The sequence below is a fragment of the Kosakonia sp. 1610 genome (assembly GCF_050435845.1).
GTDB lineage: Bacteria > Pseudomonadota > Gammaproteobacteria > Enterobacterales > Enterobacteriaceae > Kosakonia > Kosakonia cowanii.
The window spans coordinates 17,985-35,888 of the sequence record NZ_JBNDKZ010000014.1; the positions used below are offsets into that span (position 1 = coordinate 17,985).

Consider the following 17,904-nt stretch of genomic DNA (forward strand, 5'->3'; position numbering starts at 1 on the left):
ATAAAAAAGGCCGAACGCGTCGGCCTTGTAAATCTGGAAGCGGGATTACAGAAGTCGACGCGCGGCATCGACCACAATTTTCACCGCGTGGCTTTCGGTCTTCTTCATGGTTTCCGCGTTCGGGATCTCCTGCTGGGTGCGGTTAACGATCACCCCGGCAACCATCCCGGCGCGCAGCCCCTGGCTTGCACACATGGTCAGCAGCGTAGCGGACTCCATTTCATAGTTCATTACGCCCATTGACTGCCACTCTTCCATCGAGCCTTTAAAGCTTTTCACCACGCGGCCGGAGAAGGTGTCATAACGCTCCTGACCCGGGTAGAAAGTGTCAGACGAGGCGGTCACGCCGATATGTTTAGTCGCGCCAATCGCATCGGCTGCGGCCACCAGCGCCGTGGTGCACTCAAAATCAGCCACCGCCGGGAACTCCATCGGGGCAAAGTGCAGGCTGGCACCGTCAAGACGCACGGAGGCGGTGGTGATCAGCACATCGCCGACGTTGATATGCGGCTGGATCGCGCCGGTGGTACCGACGCGCAGGAAGGTGCGGATGCCCAGCTGCGCCAGCTCTTCAACGGCGATGGAAGTAGAAGGACCGCCGATACCGGTAGAACAGATGATCACTGCTTTGCCATCCAGCTCGGCGCGCCAGCTGGTGAATTCGCGGTGAGAGGCCAGCTTGACCGGCTTATCCATCAGCGCGGCGATCTTTTCCACTCGCTCCGGATCGCCAGGGACGATGGCCAGGGTAGCCCCTTGTAAATCGTTTTTAGTGAGGCCGAGGTGAAAAACATCAGACTTGGACATAACAGACTCCTCTGTGGTCGGTATTATCGGGGGGAGGTAAAACGGTACTTTACAGAAGCCACGCGCTTGTTTTCGTGACTGCTGTCACCATGAATGAAATTGATTGCACTCAATTTCCATAAAATAGTGACTTTCGTCACACTAACACGTTATGCCCGCTAACTCAGCAGCAAAGATAGCCTGCGCACGGCGATTGCGCATGCCCTGGTCTTCATGACTATAGTTAGGGGAGCGCTAATAAAGGGTAGGGAGAATCTCATGACCACCACCAAACAGCCGGGCTTTGCGCCTGCGGCTTCACCGCTTGCGTCAACCACGGTTCACACGCCGGAAGAGAGGCTGATCGCAGGCGAAACTTCCATTCCAACGCAGGGCGACACCATGCCCGCGTATCACGCCCGACCAAAAGATGCCGAGGGCCCGCTGCCGATTGTTATCGTCGTGCAGGAGATTTTTGGCGTCCATGAACATATTCGCGATATCTGCCGCCGGCTGGCGCTGGAGGGGTATCTTGCCGTCGCGCCGGAGCTCTATTTCCGCCAGGGCGATCCGAATGATTTTGCCGACGTCCCCACGCTCTTTAGCGGGCTGGTCAGCAAAGTGCCGGATGCGCAGGTGCTGGCCGATCTCGACCACGTCGCCAACTGGGCGGCACGCAACGGCGGTGACGCCCATCAACTGCTGGTGACCGGCTTCTGCTGGGGCGGCCGCATTGCGTGGCTCTACGCGGCGCACAACCCGCAGCTGAAAGCGGCGGTGGCGTGGTATGGCAAGCTGACGGGCGAAAAAACCCTGAATTCGCCGAAACACCCGGTCGATATCGCCACCGATCTGACCGCGCCGGTGCTCGGCCTCTATGGCGCGCAGGATACCGGTATCTCGCAGGAGAGCGTGGAGACGATGCGCCAGGCGCTGCGCGCGGCGAATGCCAACGCGGAGATCATCGTCTACCCGGAAGCGGGTCACGCCTTCAATGCCGACTATCGCCCAAGCTACCATGCGGAATCTGCCGCCGACGGCTGGCAGCGCATGCTGGCGTGGTTTGCGCAGTACGCGAAAAAGTAGTCTTCAAGCACGGAGGCGGCTCCCTATGCCGCCTCCAGCTTCCAACCCTGTAGTAAACGCACGCAGACTGGCTGCTGCGGTTGCAGCGCGGCGTGATGAAACGCCGTCAGCCCCTGCCCGTCCGCTAAACGTAGCGCCAGCAAATAGCGCTCGCCCTGATAAATACAGCTCTCCACCTGCGCGCTTAACCCTTCCCCGGCAATCTGCACATGCTCCGGGCGCACCAGCACCGGTTGCTGCGCGCCATACCCGCTCTGGGATAAGCCATGATGCAGCGAGGCGCTGTCCAGCTTTTGATCTCCGGCGGGCGTCGCCAGCGTCAGCACGCTGCCCTTGCCAATAAAGCGCGCGACCCAGCCACTTTTCGGCTGCTGGTAGAGATCCTGCGGTGCGCCCCACTGCATCAACTCGCCCTGGTGCAGCACCGCAATATGGCTCGCCAGCGCCATCGCTTCTGCCTGATCGTGGGTGACATAGACAAAAGTGGCACCGGTACGGCGATGAAACTCCCGAAACGTCTGCTCCATGGTGGCGCGCAGGTGCCTGTCGAGATTGGCTAATGGCTCATCCAGCAGCACCACTTGCGGCTCAGAGACCAGGCAGCGGGCCAGCGCAACACGCTGGCGCTGTCCGCCGCTAAGTTCGTGGGGCGCACGCCCGGCATACGCCCCGAGTTCAACCACCTCCAGCGCCGCCATTATCTGTTTTTGCCGCGCGGCACCGTTTACTTTGCGCAGCTTTAGTGGATAACCGACATTCTCTGCCACCGTCATATGCGGCCACAGGGCATAGGACTGGAATACCATCCCCATATCGCGCTGTTCCGGCGGCGTATGGTGGCTTTTATCCGCCAGCAGGCGTTCACCCAGCAGCAAACGCCCGTCGCTTAATGTCTCCAGCCCGGCGAGAATGCGCAGCGTGGTGGTTTTGCCGCAGCCGCTGGGGCCTAACAACGCGGTAAACGCGCCCTGCGGCAGCGTTAAGGTCAGATCCCGCACCACCGCCTGCTCGCCAAACACTTTGCTGAGCCGTTCGAGCTTCAGTTCTGCCATGGGATCACTCCTTTCGGTAGATAGCGCCCGAGCGCGCCGAGCAGCAGCATCACCAGTGCGACCAGCGCCACCACCAGCACGGAGAGCGCCGAGGCCAGCACCTTATCGCCGCTCTCATCAAGGTTGAAAATCACCACGCCGATGGTCTCCTTTCCCGCGCTCCATAACAGCGCCGAAACGGTTAACTCATTCACCGCCGTAAGAAACACCAGCAGCGCACCGGCGAATGCTGCCGGGGCCAGCAGTGGTAAGACGATATGACGCAGACGCTGGCCGAAGGCCGCGCCCGCCAGGCTTGCCGCCTCCTCCATCGCCGGGTCAAGTTGCAGCATGCTGCTGTGCACCGGCTTCAAGCAGACCGTCAGAAAGCGCGCCAGATAGGCCAAAAAGATAATCGTCAGCGTGCCGCCGAGCGCGATATCAAGCAGCGGCAGCGGGCGGGCGAAGAGCAGAATGCAGGCGATCGCCAGCACCACGCCCGGCAGCGTGTAGGGAATATCAATTATGCTGTGCAAACCGCGCAGCAGGCGGTTCGGGTAGCGCACCAGCAGCCACGCCAGCGGCAGGCTAACCAGCATCAGCACCAGCGCGGCTGAAACTGATAGCAGAAAACTGTTGCCGAGGGCGCGCGCCGTAGCGCTCTGCCCGGTGAAGAGGTTGTGCCAGGCGGTGAGGGTGAAGGTCTCGCTGTTCAGCGGCACGCCGAGCGTCGGCACCAGCGACGTGGCGATCAGCGCCAGCAGGGGCGCAAGCAGGATCGCGCACAGCACTGCGCCGAGCAGCACTTCAACGGCCAGCCGCCCGCTTCCCAGCCTGAAGGCGATCGCGCGCCCGGTTGTGCCAATCAGCGGTAAGGCATAGCGCCGCTGCATCCGGCTCTGGAGCATCACAATGCCAATCGCCAGCACGCCCATCAGCAGCGAGAGCGCCGCCACGTCATTGAGCATTGAGGGGCCGAAGCTTGCCAGCGTCTGGTAGATATGGATCGGCAACACGAAATAGGAGATGGGAATGCCGAGCATTGCCGGAATACCGAAGTTGCCCAGCGCCGAGACAAAAGCGATGGCCGCCCCGGCCCACAGCGCGGTGCGGCACAGCGGCAGCACAATATCGATAAACACGCGCCATAATGATGCGCCGTTAAGCCTCGCCGCTTCAATATGCTCCTGCGGCAGCGCGCGCAGTTGCGTACGCAGCGCGAGAAACACCAGCGGTGCATGCTGAATGCCAAGCAGCAGCGCAATCCCTTCCGGCGAGTAGAGCGGGTTGCTGCTGCCAAACCCTGGCGCGATACCGAGGCTGTTAAGCAGAATGCTGCCGGGGCCGAAGAGTTGCAGCCAGCTTAGGGCCGTGACCTGCGGCGGGATCATCATCGGCAACATAAACAGAAACACCCACATCTGTTTCAGGCGGATGTTGGTCAGCGCCAGGCAGAAGGCGAACAGACTACCGAGCAGCAGCGACAGCAGTGTGCCAAGCCCGCTGGTGTAAAGGCTGTGCCAGAGCGCCAGCCAGGTTGCCGGGTTGCTGAGCACGCGCCACAGGCTGCTGTCACTCCCCTGCCGCCAGTCAACCAGCGCCGAGAGCAGTAGCCGCAGGCTGGGCAACAGGCTCAGCAGCGCCACCAGGCACAGCAACAGCCAGAGCAGCCCTTTGGTTGCGCCGCCGCTGCTGTTCGGCACGATTGCGCTACTCATCGTTTAACGGTTACCGAAGAGATCGGCGAAGCGTTTTTTATTCGCCTCGGTCTCGGCCAGCGCTTTCGCCGCATCAAACGGCATCAGTTTGATACTGTCACGCGGCGGGAAGCCTTTCGGCACCGGCAACGTCGCATCCGCAGGCAGGTAACCCTGTTGCAGCACCAGTTTCTGACCCGCGTCCGAGAGGACAAAATCGATAAACTCTTTCGCCCCTTGCGGGTTCTCGGTTCCCTTCATCATCGCTACCGGTTCGGTAACAACGCTTACGCCCTCTTTCGGGAAGAGAAACTCAACCGGCGCGCCTTTGGCTTTTTCGCGGATCGCCAGGTAATCCACCAGCACGCCATAGGCTTTGCTGCCGGACGCGATGGCGCTCATCACCGCACCATTGCCGCTTTGCGGCATCGCACCGTTCTGTTTCAGTTTTTCGTAGTATTGCCAGCCGAGCGCCGGGTCGTTCATCAGCGTCGCCTGGTGGATCTGCGCCGCGCCGGAGTAAAGCGGGCTCGGCAGCGTGGTCATGTTTTTCACTTCAGGTTTGAGCAGATCCAGCCATGAGGTCGGTTTGAGCGGCGCTTTGGTGTGGTAGGCAATACCGGTGGTGATCACTTTGGTACCGTAGTAATAGCCCTCTTGATCAAACAGCTGCGGGTCGAAGCGCACAGCTTCAGGCGATTTATAAGCTGCCAGCAGGTTCTGTTTTTTGAGTGATTCCATGGTCACGCTGTCGGCAATCAGCAGCACATCCGGCGCGGCGCTTCCGGCGGCTAACTCTGCCTGCAAGCGGGCAATCAGCTTGCTGGTGCCGTCGCGGATCCACTTCACTTCAATATCCGGGTGCGCTTTTTCGAAGGCGCTGACGGTCATCTGCGCATCGTCATTCGGCTGGCTGGTATAGAGCGTTAAGGTTGATTTTGCCCATGACGAGGCACTGATGAGAGCCAGCACAACTGCTGCCAGCACACGTTTGTTATTCATGGATCTCTCCCGCTGTTTTCGTTGCGACGATTAAAACAAGGGAGTTTGACAATCATGTTACGAAGGCGGGATAAGGTGCGCTAAGGCAATGACGCGCCGCCGTTTTTAACAGCGGCGCGGTAAGGCTGATTACTGCTGACGCAGGTTCTGCGCGGCTTTTACCATGTTCGCCAGCGCGCTGCGCGTTTCCGGCCAGCCGCGGGTTTTCAGGCCGCAGTCCGGGTTGACCCACAGACGCTCTGCCGGGATACGCTGCGCGGCTTTCTGCAACAGCGCCTCGATCCACTCAACGCTCGGGACGTTTGGCGAGTGAATGTCATACACGCCCGGCCCGATTTCGTTCGGGTATTCGAACTCTTCGAAGGACTCCAGCAGCTCCATGTCGGAACGGGAGGTTTCGATGGTAATAACGTCGGCATCCAGCGCGGCGATAGAGTCCATGATGTCGTTGAACTCGCAGTAACACATGTGGGTGTGGATCTGCGTCTCATCTTTCGCCACTGCGGCGTTAAGGCGGAAGGCTTCAACACCCCATTGCAGATAGGCATCCCAGTCGCTGCGACGCAGCGGTAACCCTTCGCGCAGGGCAGGTTCATCAATCTGGATGATGCCAATACCCGCAGCTTCCAGATCCGCCACTTCATCACGCAGCGCCAGCGCAATCTGTTTGGCGATGGTTTCACGGCTGACATCTTCACGCGGGAAGGACCAGCAGAGAATGGTCACCGGGCCGGTAAGCATCCCTTTGACCGGTTTATCGGTCAGCGACTGGGCATACTTCGCCCACTCAACGGTAATCGGCTGCGGACGGCTGACATCACCGATGACGACCGGCGGTTTTACGCAGCGGGAGCCGTAGCTCTGCACCCAGCCATTTTGCGTAAAGACGAAACCGTCGAGGTTTTCACCGAAGTACTCGACCATGTCGTTACGCTCGGCTTCGCCATGCACCAGCACGTCCAGCCCCAGGCGCTCCTGCTCGGCAATCGCCTGTTTAATATGTTCCGCGATACCGGTGCGGTAGTTATTGGCGTCGAGGTTGCCCTTTTTGAAATCCAGACGCAGGCCACGAATTTCAGTGGTTTGCGGGAAGGAGCCGATAGTGGTGGTCGGCCATGCTGGCAGATTAAAGCGGGCGCGCTGCGCCTGAGCGCGTTCGGCGTAGGGGCTTTGACGCTGGCTGTCCTGTGCGGTGATCGCCGCCAGGCGTTTCGCAACGGCGGTGTTGTGCACGCGGGTTGAGTGGCGACGCGCCTGAATCGGGGCGCTCCACTCCGCCAGTTTGTCGGTATTGCTGCTGTTGAGCGCATCGCGCAGCAGCGCCAGCTCCTGGCATTTTTGCAGGGCGAAGGCGAACCAGCTTTTCACCTCTTCATCGAGGCGGGTTTCTACGCTCAGATCGATGGGGCTGTGCAGCAGCGAGCAGGAGGAGGCAACCCACAGCGGGCGTTTACCGACCAGCTCTTTGATCTGCGCGTACTTCTCAGTGAGATCGGCGCGCCAGACGTTACGGCCATTAATCAGCCCGGCAGAGAGCAGCCAGTCGGCCGGCAGGCGCTGATGCAACTCCGCAACGTTATCTTTGCCGTGAACCAGATCAACATGCAGCCCCTGCACCGGCAGCGCAGTAATGGTATCGAGGTTCGGCGTAACGCCTTCAAAATAGGTGGTCAGCAGCAGTTTGACCTGGCCGCTCAGCGCGTCGTAAGCCGGTTTAAAGGCATCAAGCCAGGCTTGCGGCAGCTCCAGCACCAGCGCCGGTTCGTCAATTTGCACCCACTCGACGCCGCGTTTCGCCAGCTCTGCCAGCACCTGCTGGTAGACCGGCAGAATATCGTTCAGCAGGCTCAGGCGGTCGAACTGCTCGCCTTTGACTTTGCCCAGCCACAGGTAGGTGACCGGGCCAAGCAGCACCGGCTTGACGTTGTGGCCGAGCGCCAGCGCTTCGTCTACTTCGTCCAGTAGTTGGGTCCAGGTGAGTTTGAACTGCTGGCCCTGGGTGAATTCCGGCACCATGTAGTGGTAGTTGGTGTTAAACCATTTGGTCATTTCCGCTGCTGCCGCCGGTTCGCCGGTCGGCGCACGACCACGACCGATGCGGAACAGGGTATCGATATCGACAGAGCCGTCTTTGTTCTGATGACGAGCCGGCACGTTGCCAAGCAGCAGGCTGGTGGTCAGAACATGGTCGTACCAGGCGAAGTCGCCGACCGGCAGCAGATCGACACCCGCTTCTTTCTGCTGCTCCCAGTGACGAGCGCGCAGCTCGCGGCCCACCGCCAGTAACTCTTCACGGCTGGCGTTGCCGGCCCAGTAGCTCTCTTGCGCTTTTTTCAGCTCACGACGCAGACCAACACGAGGAAAACCGAGGGTGTGGTTGATTACTGTCATTTTATTAGCCTCTTCAATTAGTTAATCCAAAGGATTTCGGATTAAGGGAAGGCGGCAAGTTCATGAATCCCCGGGAGCTTACTGAAGTAAGTGACCGGGGTGAATGAGCGCAGCCAACGCACCGTTAATTCGAAAGACGCAGGATTTGGACGTCCAGATGTTTACACATCCATAATGTGAATGTACTGTGTATTCCTCAAGCGTAAAATATTCATGCCGGAGTGAAAGAGTTTCATGATCGAAATTAAGCACCTGAAAACGCTGCAAGCGTTACGAAATAGCGGATCGCTGGCTGCCGCTGCGGCAACGCTGCACCAGACGCAATCCGCCCTTTCCCATCAGTTCAGCGATCTGGAACAGCGCCTCGGTTTTCGTCTGTTTGTGCGTAAAAGCCAGCCGCTGCGTTTTACGCCGCAGGGGGAAATTTTGCTGCAACTGGCTAATCAGGTGCTGCCGCAGATTAGCCGCGCGCTGCAAGCCTGCAATGAGCCGCAGCAAACCACCTTACGCATCGCCATTGAGTGCCATAGCTGTATTCAGTGGTTGACCCCCGCGCTTGAGAATTTCCGCCAGAGCTGGCCGCAGGTGGAGATGGATTTCAAATCTGGCGTTACCTTCGATCCGCAGCCCGCTTTGCAACAGGGCGAGCTGGATGTGGTGCTCACCTCCGACATTCTGCCGCGCAGCGGCCTGCACTATTCGCCGATGTTTGATTTTGAAGTGCGACTGGTGCTGGCGCCGGATCATCCGCTGGCAGCAGTGGCGCATATCACGCCGGAAGATATCGCCAGTGAAACGCTGCTCATCTATCCGGTGCAGCGCAGCCGGCTTGATATCTGGCGGCACTTTCTGCAACCGGCAGGCGTCAGCCCGTCGCTGAAAAGCGTCGATAACACGCTGCTGCTGATTCAGATGGTCTCCGCACGCATGGGGATTGCGGCGCTGCCGCACTGGGTGGTGGAGAGTTTTGAGCGCCAGGGTCTGATTGTGACCAAAACCCTCGGCGAGGGATTGTGGAGCCGGCTGTACGCCGCGGTACGCGACGGCGAGCAGCGTCAGCCGGTAACGGAAGCGTTTATTCGCTCAGCGCGGAATCACGCCTGCGATCATCTGCCGTTTGTGCGGAGCGCGGAGCGACCCAACGGCGATGTACCCATAGCGAAGCCATTATCACCGCACCACCAATAATAAAGCTGGGCCAGTGCGGCTGCTGCTGCCAGATGGCAAGATTGACCAGCAGCCCCGCAGGAACATGCACATTGTTCATGATGCCGAGCGTGCCCGCATCCACCTGCGTCGCGCCGTAGTTCCACATAAAGTAACCGAGCCCGGACGCCACGACGCCCAGCCACACCAGCACGCCCCACTGCAACGTGGTGGTGGGTAATTTCTGCGGGTTGCCCATTATCAGCCACGCTACTGCTGCCACCACAAACGCGCCAAGATAGAACCAGGCAAAGGCGTTGTGCTGCGGCATCGGTCGCGTCTCCATCAGGCGCTTATACCCCACCATGCCAATCGCAAAGCTAATATTCGCCAGTTGCACGAGGATCAGCCCCGTCCAGAAGTGATCGCTCACTTTGTCATAGCGGATGATCGCCGCGCCAATCACCGCCAGCCCGGCGCTCAGCAGGTAGCTCCAGCGCAGCCTGCGTTTGCTCAGCAGGTCGTAAATCAGCGTGATATAGAGCGGGGTGAACACGGTGAAGAGCAGGAACTCGGAGACCGTTAAGTAGAGATAGGCCTGGAAGCCGAACAGATACATGATGCCAAGCTGCAGCGCACCCACCAGCATATACAAGCCGATAGTTTGCAGGTTATGGCCGCGTGTGCGCAGGAAGGGTAAAAAGACCAGTGCCGCCAGCCCGACGCGCATCAGCACCGAAAAGTAGCTGTCGACATGCCCGGCAAGGTACTCGCCAATCAGGCTAAACGAGAAGGCCCACAGAATGGTGGTGATGATCAGTAACGCCACAATGAATGTCTCTCAAGTGAAAGGACACGCATTGTAGCGAACTCAGGTGTACAAAGTTTGACTATTTGGTTGACGACTGTTTATTTATCGAACAGTTGTCAATCTTGGCCAAGGTAGAGCTTGCGCAGGTATTTCGGCACGGCGTTATCGGCGTTGGTGCCAATCACTTCCAGCTCCGGATGGAGCTGTTTCAGCCGCTGATGGGCGTTGGCCATAATGCAGCCTTTACCCGCCATCGACAGCATTTCGGCATCGTTCATACCGTCGCCGAAGGCGATGCAGTTTTTCAGGCTGTAGCCCAGCGCGTGCGCTACCGCTTCCAGCGCATGGCCTTTCGATACGCCGCCCGCCATCACTTCCAGGCAGGTCAAAGTGGAGAAGCTGACGTTGACGCGGTCACCCCAGCGGGCGTTGATCGCCTGCTCCAGCGGCAGCAGTTTTTCGTGGTTGTCACAGGTGAAGAAGACTTTGCTGACGCCCTCCGGCTCCAGTAAACCCGGCTCGTAGAGCGCGTATTTGAACACCGCCTCTTTGAAGAAGCGCATCTCATCCGGACGGTGGCGGTTCATAAACCACTCATCGTCGCGGTAGACGTTAGTGATGATCTCCGGCTCGTTATGCATCATGCCGAAGAGATCGGCGGCGATATCGCGGTCGAGGTTATGGGTGAAGACCAGGTTTCCGTCGGTATCGTGCACGCGCGCGCCGTTGGAGGTGATCATGTAGGCTTTGATATCTAAATTATCGCGGATCTGCCCGACATCAACGTGGTGGCGGCCGGTAGCGAAGACAAAGTTCACACCGCGCGCGGTCAGCAGTTTTAAGGTCTCTTTGGCGAAAGGCGACAGTGTGTGGTCGGGAGAGAGCAGCGTACCGTCTAAATCAGAGGCAACAACCTGGTACATAAGAAAATTTAACCTCAATAAATCATCAGTTATGTCGATCGAAAAAATCGACGATGGCGTTGAGCGCGACTGAGCGCATGGCGTCCTTTTCAAAAAGGATCTCATGGTACGCGCCTTCGATGACCAGCGGTTTCCCCCCTTCGCAGGGGTGACCGGCGGCGGCGCGGCGTTCGCAGAAGCGCTGATGCATGCGGTTATCGACCACATGCTCCTCTTCTGCCTGAATCAGTAATGTCGGCGTGGCATCTTTTTCCACCCCTGCCAGCGCCTGTTCGCCCGCGAGAATGCCTTCGCGCACCCAGTGCCAGGTTGGGCCGCCGACGCGCAGGGTCGGTTCATCGGCGTAGAAACGAACGTTACGGCGGTAGCGCTCGCGGCTGTGGGTCAGCACGTTGATGGCGAAGGGCAGCGGACGCCAGCTGCCGGTGCCGATAGCGTAACCGTCGCGGATGCTCGGGTAGCTCTCAGCCCACTCCAGCAGCGGACGCACCACCCAATCCGGCAGGTGAATAACAATGCCGAACATCGGCGCGCAGAGCGCGATGGCGTCGCAGGCGTGCGGGTAGCGCTGTAAAAAGAGCGTTGAGATCGCGCCGCCCATTGAGTGCGCCAGAATATAGCGTTTACGCCACGGGCCGCTGGCAACTTCCTGCTCCCAGAAGGCGGCTAAATCCTCGACGTAGTCGCTAAATTTCACCACATGACCGCGGTGCGCATCGGGCAGCATGCGCCCGGAGCGACCCTGGCCGCGGTGATCGATAATCAGCACGTCGTAACCAAGGTGGAACAGGTCATAAGCCAGTTCGGCATACTTTACGTAGCTTTCGATACGGCCAGGGCAGATCACGATCACTCGATCGTTACTCTGGGCGCGAAAACGAACAAAACTGACCGGCACGTCGTCCACGCCGGTAAACACGTCCTCTTCACGCGATCGCCAGAAGTCCATTAACGGACCCATGGTGAATGCGGCGAACGCTTTTTCTCTGCTTTCCCACGCCTTTTTTTGCCGAAACATCGGGATTTTGCCCCTTTTAGCCATGTAAAATCGTTTTTTTGTGACCAATAGCAAATTCCACAGACAATGGCGTATTGTGGCATAAAAACCGACAACCAGGGAATTTCTCATGACCTTCGAGTGGTGGTTCGCCTACCTGCTGACATCGTTGATTTTAAGCCTCTCCCCCGGTTCCGGGGCGATCAATACCATGACCACCTCTATTAGCCACGGCTATCGCGGCGCGGCAGCCTCAATTGCCGGTTTGCAGACCGGGCTGGGCATCCATATCGTGCTGGTCGGGATCGGTCTGGGCACGCTCTTTTCCCGCTCGGTGCTGGCGTTTGAGGTGCTGAAGTGGGCGGGCGCAGCCTATCTGGTGTGGCTCGGTATTCAGCAGTGGCGCGCCGCAGGCGCGCTCGATCTCCATACCCTGGCGCAGACGCAATCACGCGGGCGGCTGTTTAAACGTGCGGTGTTTGTGAACCTCACCAACCCGAAGAGCATTGTGTTTCTCGCCGCCCTCTTCCCGCAGTTTATCGCGCCCAATCAGCCGCAGGTGATGCAGTATGTTGTGCTTGGGGCGACGACCATCGTGGTCGATATCATTGTGATGATTGGTTATGCCACGCTGGCGCGGCGCATCGCGGGGTGGATCAAAGGCCCGCATCAGATGAAGGCATTGAATAAAGTGTTCGGATCGCTGTTTGTGCTGGTGGGGGCGTTATTGGCGTCAGCAAGGCACGCGTGAGTGCGGTCTGTTTGCCGGATGGCGGCTGCGCCTTATCCGGCCTACGCAAAACCAGGTGGTGACCTTTGTAGGCCGGATAAGCGTCAGCGCCATCCGGCATATGCAAAACCAGGTAGTGACCTTTGTAGACCGGATAAGCGCAAGCGCCATCCGGCATATGCAAAATCAGGTAGTGACCTTTGTAGGCCGGATAAGCGCACGCGCCATCCGGCAATTCGCATCAGCGGGAAATAATCAGATGGATACCAAACCCGGCGAAGAGCGCACCGGCGACGCCATCGATCCACTTCGCCATTCGCTGATAGCCGCGACGCACGCGCGGTAACGCAAAGACGCTGGCAACCAGCGTAAACCAGGCGAAGGTCTCTACCACAATCAGCACAAAGATGCCCCAGCGCGCGTGAGCGCCGACGCTGTCGCCAACAAACAACGAGAAGACCGATCCGAAGTAGATAATCGCTTTCGGGTTCGCGAGGTTGGTCAGCAAGCCTTTCACAAAACTACGGCCGCCCGCCGCCAGCTCAACCTGCGGCGCATCGCTGTTCGCCGTCTCTTTCTTCAGCGCGCCGCGCAGCATCTGGAAGCCCATCCAGCAGAGATAGAGCCCGCCGCCGACCATAATGATGCTATGCAGCCAGGCCATTTTCGCGAGGATCAGGTTGAGGCCAAGCAGCGCGACCGCTGCCCACACCATTACACCGGCGGTGATGCCGAGCACGCCCAGCATCGCTTCTTTGCGCGAGCGGCTGACGGCAGTTTGAGAAACAAAGAAGAAATCAGGACCGGGGCTCATCAGCGCAATGAAGTGCACTGTCATGACGGAGAGAAAGAGCGTTAACATAGCGAACTCGCGAGAAAAGATTCAGTGAAAGGCTATCCTGACACTTTTCCCGCAGGCTGACTACTCTTCATCGCCGTCGACATGGGCGCGGATCAGCGCCATAAACTCCTGGCCGAAACGCTCCAGTTTACGCGTGCCGACGCCATTGACGCTCAGCATGTCGCCCGGCGAAAGCGGCATCTGCTCCGCCATCTCAATCAGCGTGGCATCGTTAAACACCACGTACGGCGGGATGTTCTCTTCGTCGGCGATCGCTTTACGCAGCTTACGCAGTTTGGCGAACAGCTTGCGATCGTAATTGCCGACCGCCGCCTTCTGCATCACCTTCGGCTTCAGCGTCACCATACGCGGCACCGCCAGCATCAGCGGCACCTCACCGCGCAGAACCGGACGCGCCGCTTCCGTGAGTTGCAGCGCCGAGTGCTGGGCGATATTTTGCATAGCGAAGCCTAAATGGATCAGCTGGCGAATGACGCTTACCCAGTGTTCGTGGCTCTGCTCGCGCCCGATGCCGTAGACCGGCAGCTTGTCATGGCCCATCTCGCGGATACGCTGGTTATTCGCGCCGCGCAGCACCTCAACCACATAACCCATCCCGAAGCGCTGGTTCACGCGATAGATGGCGGAGAGCGCTTTCTGCGCATCCTGCAAACCGTCGTACTGGCGCGGCGGATCGAGGCAGATATCGCAGTTGCCGCACGGCGCGTGACGCCCTTCGCCAAAGTAGTTGAGCAGCACCAGGCGACGGCAGGTTTGCGCTTCAGCAAAGGCGCCCATCGCGTTGAGCTTGTGACGCTCGATATCCTGCAACGGCCCGGCGGGCTTCTCCTCCAGGCAGCGGCGCAGCCAGGCCATATCTGCCGGATCGTAAAACAGCATCGCTTCTGCGGGCAGGCCATCGCGCCCGGCGCGACCGGTCTCCTGGTAGTAGGATTCGATATTGCGCGGAATGTCGAAGTGCACCACAAAGCGGACGTTGGGTTTGTTAATACCCATGCCGAAGGCGACGGTAGCGACCACAATTTGCAGGTCATCGCGCTGGAACTGCTCCTGCACCCGCGCGCGAACCTCGTTCTCCAGCCCGGCGTGATAAGGCGCGGCGCTGAAGCCCCGGCCCTGTAAGCGCGCGGCGGTATCTTCCACTTTCGCCCGGCTGTTGCAGTAAATGATGCCGCATTTGCCCCGCTGCTCCTGCACATAGCGCAGCAGCTGGTCGAGAGGCTTAAACTTCTCCATCAGCATGTAGCGAATGTTTGGGCGGTCGAAACTGCTGACCTGAATCAGCGGATCGTTAAGGCTGAGCAGACGCTCAATATCGCGGCGCGTGGTGTCATCGGCGGTCGCGGTAAGCGCCATAAAAGGCACGTTGGGTAGCATATGGCGCAGCTGGCCGAGCGCGGCGTATTCCGGGCGGAAATCGTGTCCCCACTGGGAGATACAGTGCGCTTCGTCGACGGCGATAAGCACCGTGTTCCACTGACGCAGCTGGTCAAGGAAGTTGTCGAGCATCAGGCGTTCAGGCGCGATATAGAGCAGACGGATCTGCCCGTTGCGACAGCCGTTTACCACCTCAAGCTGCTGCTCGCGGCTCTGGGACGAGTTGAGACAGGCCGCCGCCACGCCGTTGGCGAGCAGTTGGTCGACCTGATCTTTCATCAGCGAGATAAGCGGCGAGACCACGACCGTCAGCCCTTCCAGCACCAGCGCCGGAATTTGGTAACAGAGCGATTTGCCGCCGCCGGTCGGCATCACCACCAGGCAGTCGCGACCGCCAAGCACGGTGTCGATAATATCCTGCTGGCCAGGGCGGAACTGCTGGTAGCCAAAGGTCTCTTGTAAAACCTGTTTAGCCAGCGATTCCTGATTCAATACTTCCGCCTGCGCCACATTGACCCCATTTGCCTGAAATAAAAACAGGCGCTATTTTCAGCGCCTGTGACTGAAACTGCAATGCCTTAAAACAGATCGTTGAGCATCACGCCCACGCCGAAGCGGGTCTGATTGAAATTATAATCAATCAGCGATTCGCCATAGCCGCTGTAAACCTGAGTATAGAGGCGAACGTGTTTGGTTACCGGGTAGCTGAGGCCGATTTCTGCGCCGCCGTAGCCGGTATTCCAGTTGTACTGCCCTTTCGCGCTGAGGATCGCTTCACCAATTTCGTAACCGATTTTCAGCTGGTAGTAACCCATATATTTGGTGATATCCGGGTTGTCGTCCGTGGAGCCTACGACATACCAGGGCTTCACTTCCACCATCCAGTTACCGTTTTGCGCCATCAGGCGGGTGTAAGCACGGTTCCAGCTGCGCGAGGTGGGATCGGAGCGGCCGTTGGAGTCATGGTTGAAACCAACTTCCACGTCACGCAGCGTCCAACCGGCAAATCGGTAATCCGTGGCGAAACCGAGGAACAGCTGCGGTTCATAGTTAGTTTCACGGAAGGGAGAAGACTCGCCGCTGTTGGAGAGCTGCCACCAGGATTTTTGCGTATAGGAGCCGCCTAATACTGAGTTTGGCCCGAGAATGCCGCGCCAGAAGGGGAAGGCCAGGCTTATCTGGAACTTCACTTCATCTTTACGCGCGTTGTCAGCCCAGTTGTAGGAGCGGATCGCTTCTTTATTCAGATCGCTGGTATCGGTATAAAGCACATAGTTGGATTCATACGGATAGAGCGTGAACGGATTATCGTGGTCCTGCAACATATTCGCGATGATGCTGCCGCGCACAACGGGCGCATCATGAACTTCTTTGATGGTTGCTTCTTGTGCGAGTGCCATAAACGGCAGTGCCAGCACTGCGAAAATATACCCCGGCCAGGTGCGCATCGGTTTAAGCTCCGAATTATTGTTGAGTTAGTTAATAGTCTTATCCGCACGTATTCTACATATTTCTTGCGTCACTGCTCGTCTATCGCTCTTAAAGTAGCAATCAACAAACATTGAGCATAAAATTAACACTCTATTAACTCATCGGATCAGATTGATATGTCAGCCGTTCTTACCGCCGATCAAGCCCTGCAAATGGTGGGCGAGATTTTTGTCTATCACATGCCCTACAACCGTGCGTTAGGCCTGGAGCTGGGGCGCTATGAAAAAGCCTTCGCAGAACTGCATTTCAATAACCAGCCGATGATGGTCGGTAACTGGGCGCAGAGCATTCTCCACGGCGGAGTGATTGCCTCTGCGCTGGATGTCGCCGCCGGGCTGGTATGCGTCGGCAGCACCCTCACCCGCCATGAAACCATTAGCGAAGAGGAGCTGCGCCAGCGCCTGGCGCGCATGGGGACGATTGATCTGCGTGTTGATTATCTGCGACCCGGCCGCGGTACGCGGTTTACTGCCAGCAGCAGTTTGTTACGTGCCGGTAATAAGGTCGCGGTTGCACGCGTGGAGTTACATAACGAGGAGCAGGTGCATATCGCCAGCGCAACCGCTACCTATATGGTGGGGTGAGCAGGCCTGCGAAATCGGGTACCATGCGGTTACATTTTCGCAACGAGTCTTTCTGATGGATGCAAAGCAGACGCGGCTTGGCGTATTACTTGCGCTCGCCGCTTATTTTATCTGGGGCATCGCGCCCGCCTACTTCAAAGTGATTTGGTATGTTCCCGCCGATGAGATCCTGACTCACCGCGTCATCTGGTCCTTCTTTTTTATGCTGGCGCTGATAAGCGTAAGCCGCCAGTGGAAGAGCGTGAAAGCGCTGCTGCAAACGCCGAAAAAGATTTTGCTGCTGGCAGTCTCTGCGGTGCTGGTGGGCGGTAACTGGCTGCTGTTTATCTGGGCGGTCAACCATAACCATATGCTGGAAGCGAGCCTCGGCTACTTTATTAACCCGCTGGTCAATATCCTGCTGGGGATGCTTTTCCTGGGCGAGCGTTTTCGTCGTATGCAGTGGCTGGCGGTGATCCTCGCCGCGCTCGGCGTGCTGGTGCAGCTCTGGACCTTTGGCTCGCTGCCGGTGATTGCCCTTGGCCTCGCCTTTAGCTTCGCCTTTTACGGTCTGCTGCGAAAGAAAATCGCCGTTGAGGCGCAAACCGGCATGCTGATAGAGACCTTATGGTTACTGCCGGTGGCGGCCATCTGGCTGTTCGGTATTACCGATAGCCCGACCAGCCATATGTCGCAAAACAGCCTGTCGCTCAATCTGCTGCTGATCGCGGCGGGCGTGGTGACCACCGTGCCGCTGCTCTGCTTTACCGGGGCGGCAACGCGTCTGCGCCTCTCAACCCTCGGTTTCTTTCAGTACATCGGCCCGACGCTGATGTTCCTGCTGGCGGTGACCTTTTACGGTGAGCATCCCGGCGCGGATAAGATGGTGACCTTTGGCTTTATCTGGGTGGCACTGGCGATCTTCGTAATGGATGCCCTTTATACCCAGCGCGCGTTGCGTAAAACACGCTAATTCCGCTTAGGGAACAAATCAGGCGGGCGGAATTGCCG

The 17,904-nt window shown here is 58.5% G+C and carries 16 protein-coding genes; 5 read left to right on the forward strand and 11 right to left on the reverse strand.

Going from position 1 to position 17,904, the window contains the following annotated elements; genetic code table 11:
* Positions 1-45 precede the first annotated feature (45 nt).
* A complete protein-coding gene (gene udp / locus ABIC80_RS22630; RefSeq protein WP_042716347.1) occupies positions 46-807 on the reverse strand; it encodes a uridine phosphorylase in 762 nt (253 codons plus the stop codon).
* 258 nt (positions 808-1,065) lie between these two features.
* Here udp and ABIC80_RS22635 point away from each other — a divergent pair, with 258 nt between their 5' ends.
* Positions 1,066-1,872, forward strand: coding sequence for a dienelactone hydrolase family protein (locus ABIC80_RS22635; RefSeq protein ID WP_139966942.1), 807 nt, complete (start codon positions 1,066-1,068; stop codon positions 1,870-1,872).
* A gap of 23 nt (positions 1,873-1,895) precedes the next feature.
* Here ABIC80_RS22635 and ABIC80_RS22640 read toward each other — a convergent pair whose 3' ends face one another.
* The 4 genes from ABIC80_RS22640 to metE form a co-directional block, all read right to left on the reverse strand.
* Complete coding sequence (locus ABIC80_RS22640; RefSeq protein ID WP_429178625.1) at positions 1,896-2,924, reverse strand: ABC transporter ATP-binding protein; 1,029 nt, start codon at positions 2,922-2,924, stop codon at positions 1,896-1,898.
* Entirely contained in the window at positions 2,912-4,621 is a 1,710-nt protein-coding gene (locus ABIC80_RS22645; protein WP_429178627.1) for an ABC transporter permease, read from the reverse strand. Before ABIC80_RS22645 ends, ABIC80_RS22640 begins: the two co-directional genes overlap by 13 nt.
* A gap of 3 nt (positions 4,622-4,624) precedes the next feature.
* Positions 4,625-5,602 (reverse strand): ABC transporter substrate-binding protein, encoded by a 978-nt coding sequence (locus ABIC80_RS22650; RefSeq protein WP_429178629.1) that lies wholly within the window; start codon positions 5,600-5,602, stop codon positions 4,625-4,627.
* A 129-nt stretch (positions 5,603-5,731) separates the two neighbouring features.
* Positions 5,732-7,993 carry a 5-methyltetrahydropteroyltriglutamate--homocysteine S-methyltransferase gene (metE, locus tag ABIC80_RS22655; protein ID WP_429178631.1) on the reverse strand — a complete coding sequence of 754 codons (2,262 nt, stop codon included), beginning with the start codon at positions 7,991-7,993 and terminating at the stop codon, positions 5,732-5,734.
* 234 nt (positions 7,994-8,227) lie between these two features.
* On the opposite strand from metE, the gene metR reads away from it, so the two are divergent.
* A complete protein-coding gene (metR, locus tag ABIC80_RS22660; protein WP_054803671.1) occupies positions 8,228-9,181 on the forward strand; it encodes an HTH-type transcriptional regulator MetR in 954 nt (317 codons plus the stop codon).
* Here the strand turns inward: metR and ABIC80_RS22665 are convergent.
* From ABIC80_RS22665 to pldB, 3 genes are all read right to left on the reverse strand, one after another.
* Complete coding sequence (locus ABIC80_RS22665; protein ID WP_429178633.1) at positions 9,069-9,968, reverse strand: carboxylate/amino acid/amine transporter; 900 nt, start codon at positions 9,966-9,968, stop codon at positions 9,069-9,071. The two genes, metR and ABIC80_RS22665, sit on opposite strands and share 113 nt — an antisense overlap.
* A 98-nt stretch (positions 9,969-10,066) precedes the next feature.
* Positions 10,067-10,873, reverse strand: a complete 807-nt coding sequence (gene yigL, locus ABIC80_RS22670; protein ID WP_429178635.1) for a sugar/pyridoxal phosphate phosphatase YigL — start codon at positions 10,871-10,873, stop codon at positions 10,067-10,069.
* Positions 10,874-10,898: 25 nt separating this feature from the next.
* Positions 10,899-11,891, reverse strand: a complete 993-nt coding sequence (pldB, locus tag ABIC80_RS22675) for a lysophospholipase L2 (RefSeq protein WP_023479539.1) — start codon at positions 11,889-11,891, stop codon at positions 10,899-10,901.
* A gap of 109 nt (positions 11,892-12,000) precedes the next feature.
* Here pldB and rhtB point away from each other — a divergent pair, with 109 nt between their 5' ends.
* On the forward strand, positions 12,001-12,621 hold the full coding sequence (gene rhtB, locus ABIC80_RS22680) for a homoserine/homoserine lactone efflux protein (RefSeq protein WP_042714313.1): 621 nt from the start codon (positions 12,001-12,003) through the stop codon (positions 12,619-12,621).
* 220 nt (positions 12,622-12,841) lie between these two features.
* On the opposite strand, the gene rhtC is transcribed toward rhtB, so the two are convergent.
* The 3 genes from rhtC to pldA all read right to left on the reverse strand — a co-directional run bounded on the left by rhtC (position 12,842) and on the right by pldA (position 16,287).
* Positions 12,842-13,462, reverse strand: coding sequence for a threonine export protein RhtC (rhtC, locus tag ABIC80_RS22685; protein ID WP_279794860.1), 621 nt, complete (start codon positions 13,460-13,462; stop codon positions 12,842-12,844).
* 60 nt (positions 13,463-13,522) lie between these two features.
* Positions 13,523-15,349: an ATP-dependent DNA helicase RecQ gene (gene recQ / locus ABIC80_RS22690; RefSeq protein WP_042714310.1), complete on the reverse strand. Its 1,827-nt coding sequence runs from the start codon at positions 15,347-15,349 to the stop codon at positions 13,523-13,525.
* A gap of 68 nt (positions 15,350-15,417) precedes the next feature.
* A complete protein-coding gene (pldA, locus tag ABIC80_RS22695; protein ID WP_313278087.1) occupies positions 15,418-16,287 on the reverse strand; it encodes a phospholipase A in 870 nt (289 codons plus the stop codon).
* A 159-nt stretch (positions 16,288-16,446) separates the two neighbouring features.
* On the opposite strand from pldA, the gene yigI reads away from it, so the two are divergent.
* Together yigI and rarD are read left to right on the forward strand one after the other, a co-directional pair.
* Positions 16,447-16,914, forward strand: a complete 468-nt coding sequence (yigI, locus tag ABIC80_RS22700; RefSeq protein ID WP_023479602.1) for an acyl-CoA thioesterase YigI — start codon at positions 16,447-16,449, stop codon at positions 16,912-16,914.
* A gap of 55 nt (positions 16,915-16,969) precedes the next feature.
* The gene (gene rarD / locus ABIC80_RS22705) at positions 16,970-17,866 is read left to right on the forward strand and encodes an EamA family transporter RarD (RefSeq protein WP_023479586.1); all 897 of its coding nucleotides are present in this window, start codon (positions 16,970-16,972) and stop codon (positions 17,864-17,866) included.
* Positions 17,867-17,904: the final 38 nt, after the last annotated feature.

What these genes read in the sequence shown, in the direction of transcription:
- rhtB (WP_042714313.1), top strand. Translation starts at nt 12,001, where the DNA reads ATGACCTTCGAGTGGTGGTTCGCCTACCTGCTGACATCGTTGATTTTA.
- ABIC80_RS22645 (WP_429178627.1), bottom strand. Translation starts at nt 4,621, where the DNA reads ATGAGTAGCGCAATCGTGCCGAACAGCAGCGGCGGCGCAACCAAAGGG.
- ABIC80_RS22650 (WP_429178629.1), bottom strand. Translation starts at nt 5,602, where the DNA reads ATGAATAACAAACGTGTGCTGGCAGCAGTTGTGCTGGCTCTCATCAGT.
- pldA (WP_313278087.1), bottom strand. Translation starts at nt 16,287, where the DNA reads ATGCGCACCTGGCCGGGGTATATTTTCGCAGTGCTGGCACTGCCGTTT.
- udp (WP_042716347.1), bottom strand. Translation starts at nt 807, where the DNA reads ATGTCCAAGTCTGATGTTTTTCACCTCGGCCTCACTAAAAACGATTTA.
- rhtC (WP_279794860.1), bottom strand. Translation starts at nt 13,462, where the DNA reads ATGTTAACGCTCTTTCTCTCCGTCATGACAGTGCACTTCATTGCGCTG.
- metE (WP_429178631.1), bottom strand. Translation starts at nt 7,993, where the DNA reads ATGACAGTAATCAACCACACCCTCGGTTTTCCTCGTGTTGGTCTGCGT.
- yigL (WP_429178635.1), bottom strand. Translation starts at nt 10,873, where the DNA reads ATGTACCAGGTTGTTGCCTCTGATTTAGACGGTACGCTGCTCTCTCCC.
- ABIC80_RS22635 (WP_139966942.1), top strand. Translation starts at nt 1,066, where the DNA reads ATGACCACCACCAAACAGCCGGGCTTTGCGCCTGCGGCTTCACCGCTT.
- yigI (WP_023479602.1), top strand. Translation starts at nt 16,447, where the DNA reads ATGTCAGCCGTTCTTACCGCCGATCAAGCCCTGCAAATGGTGGGCGAG.
- pldB (WP_023479539.1), bottom strand. Translation starts at nt 11,891, where the DNA reads ATGTTTCGGCAAAAAAAGGCGTGGGAAAGCAGAGAAAAAGCGTTCGCC.
- rarD (WP_023479586.1), top strand. Translation starts at nt 16,970, where the DNA reads ATGGATGCAAAGCAGACGCGGCTTGGCGTATTACTTGCGCTCGCCGCT.
- ABIC80_RS22640 (WP_429178625.1), bottom strand. Translation starts at nt 2,924, where the DNA reads ATGGCAGAACTGAAGCTCGAACGGCTCAGCAAAGTGTTTGGCGAGCAG.
- metR (WP_054803671.1), top strand. Translation starts at nt 8,228, where the DNA reads ATGATCGAAATTAAGCACCTGAAAACGCTGCAAGCGTTACGAAATAGC.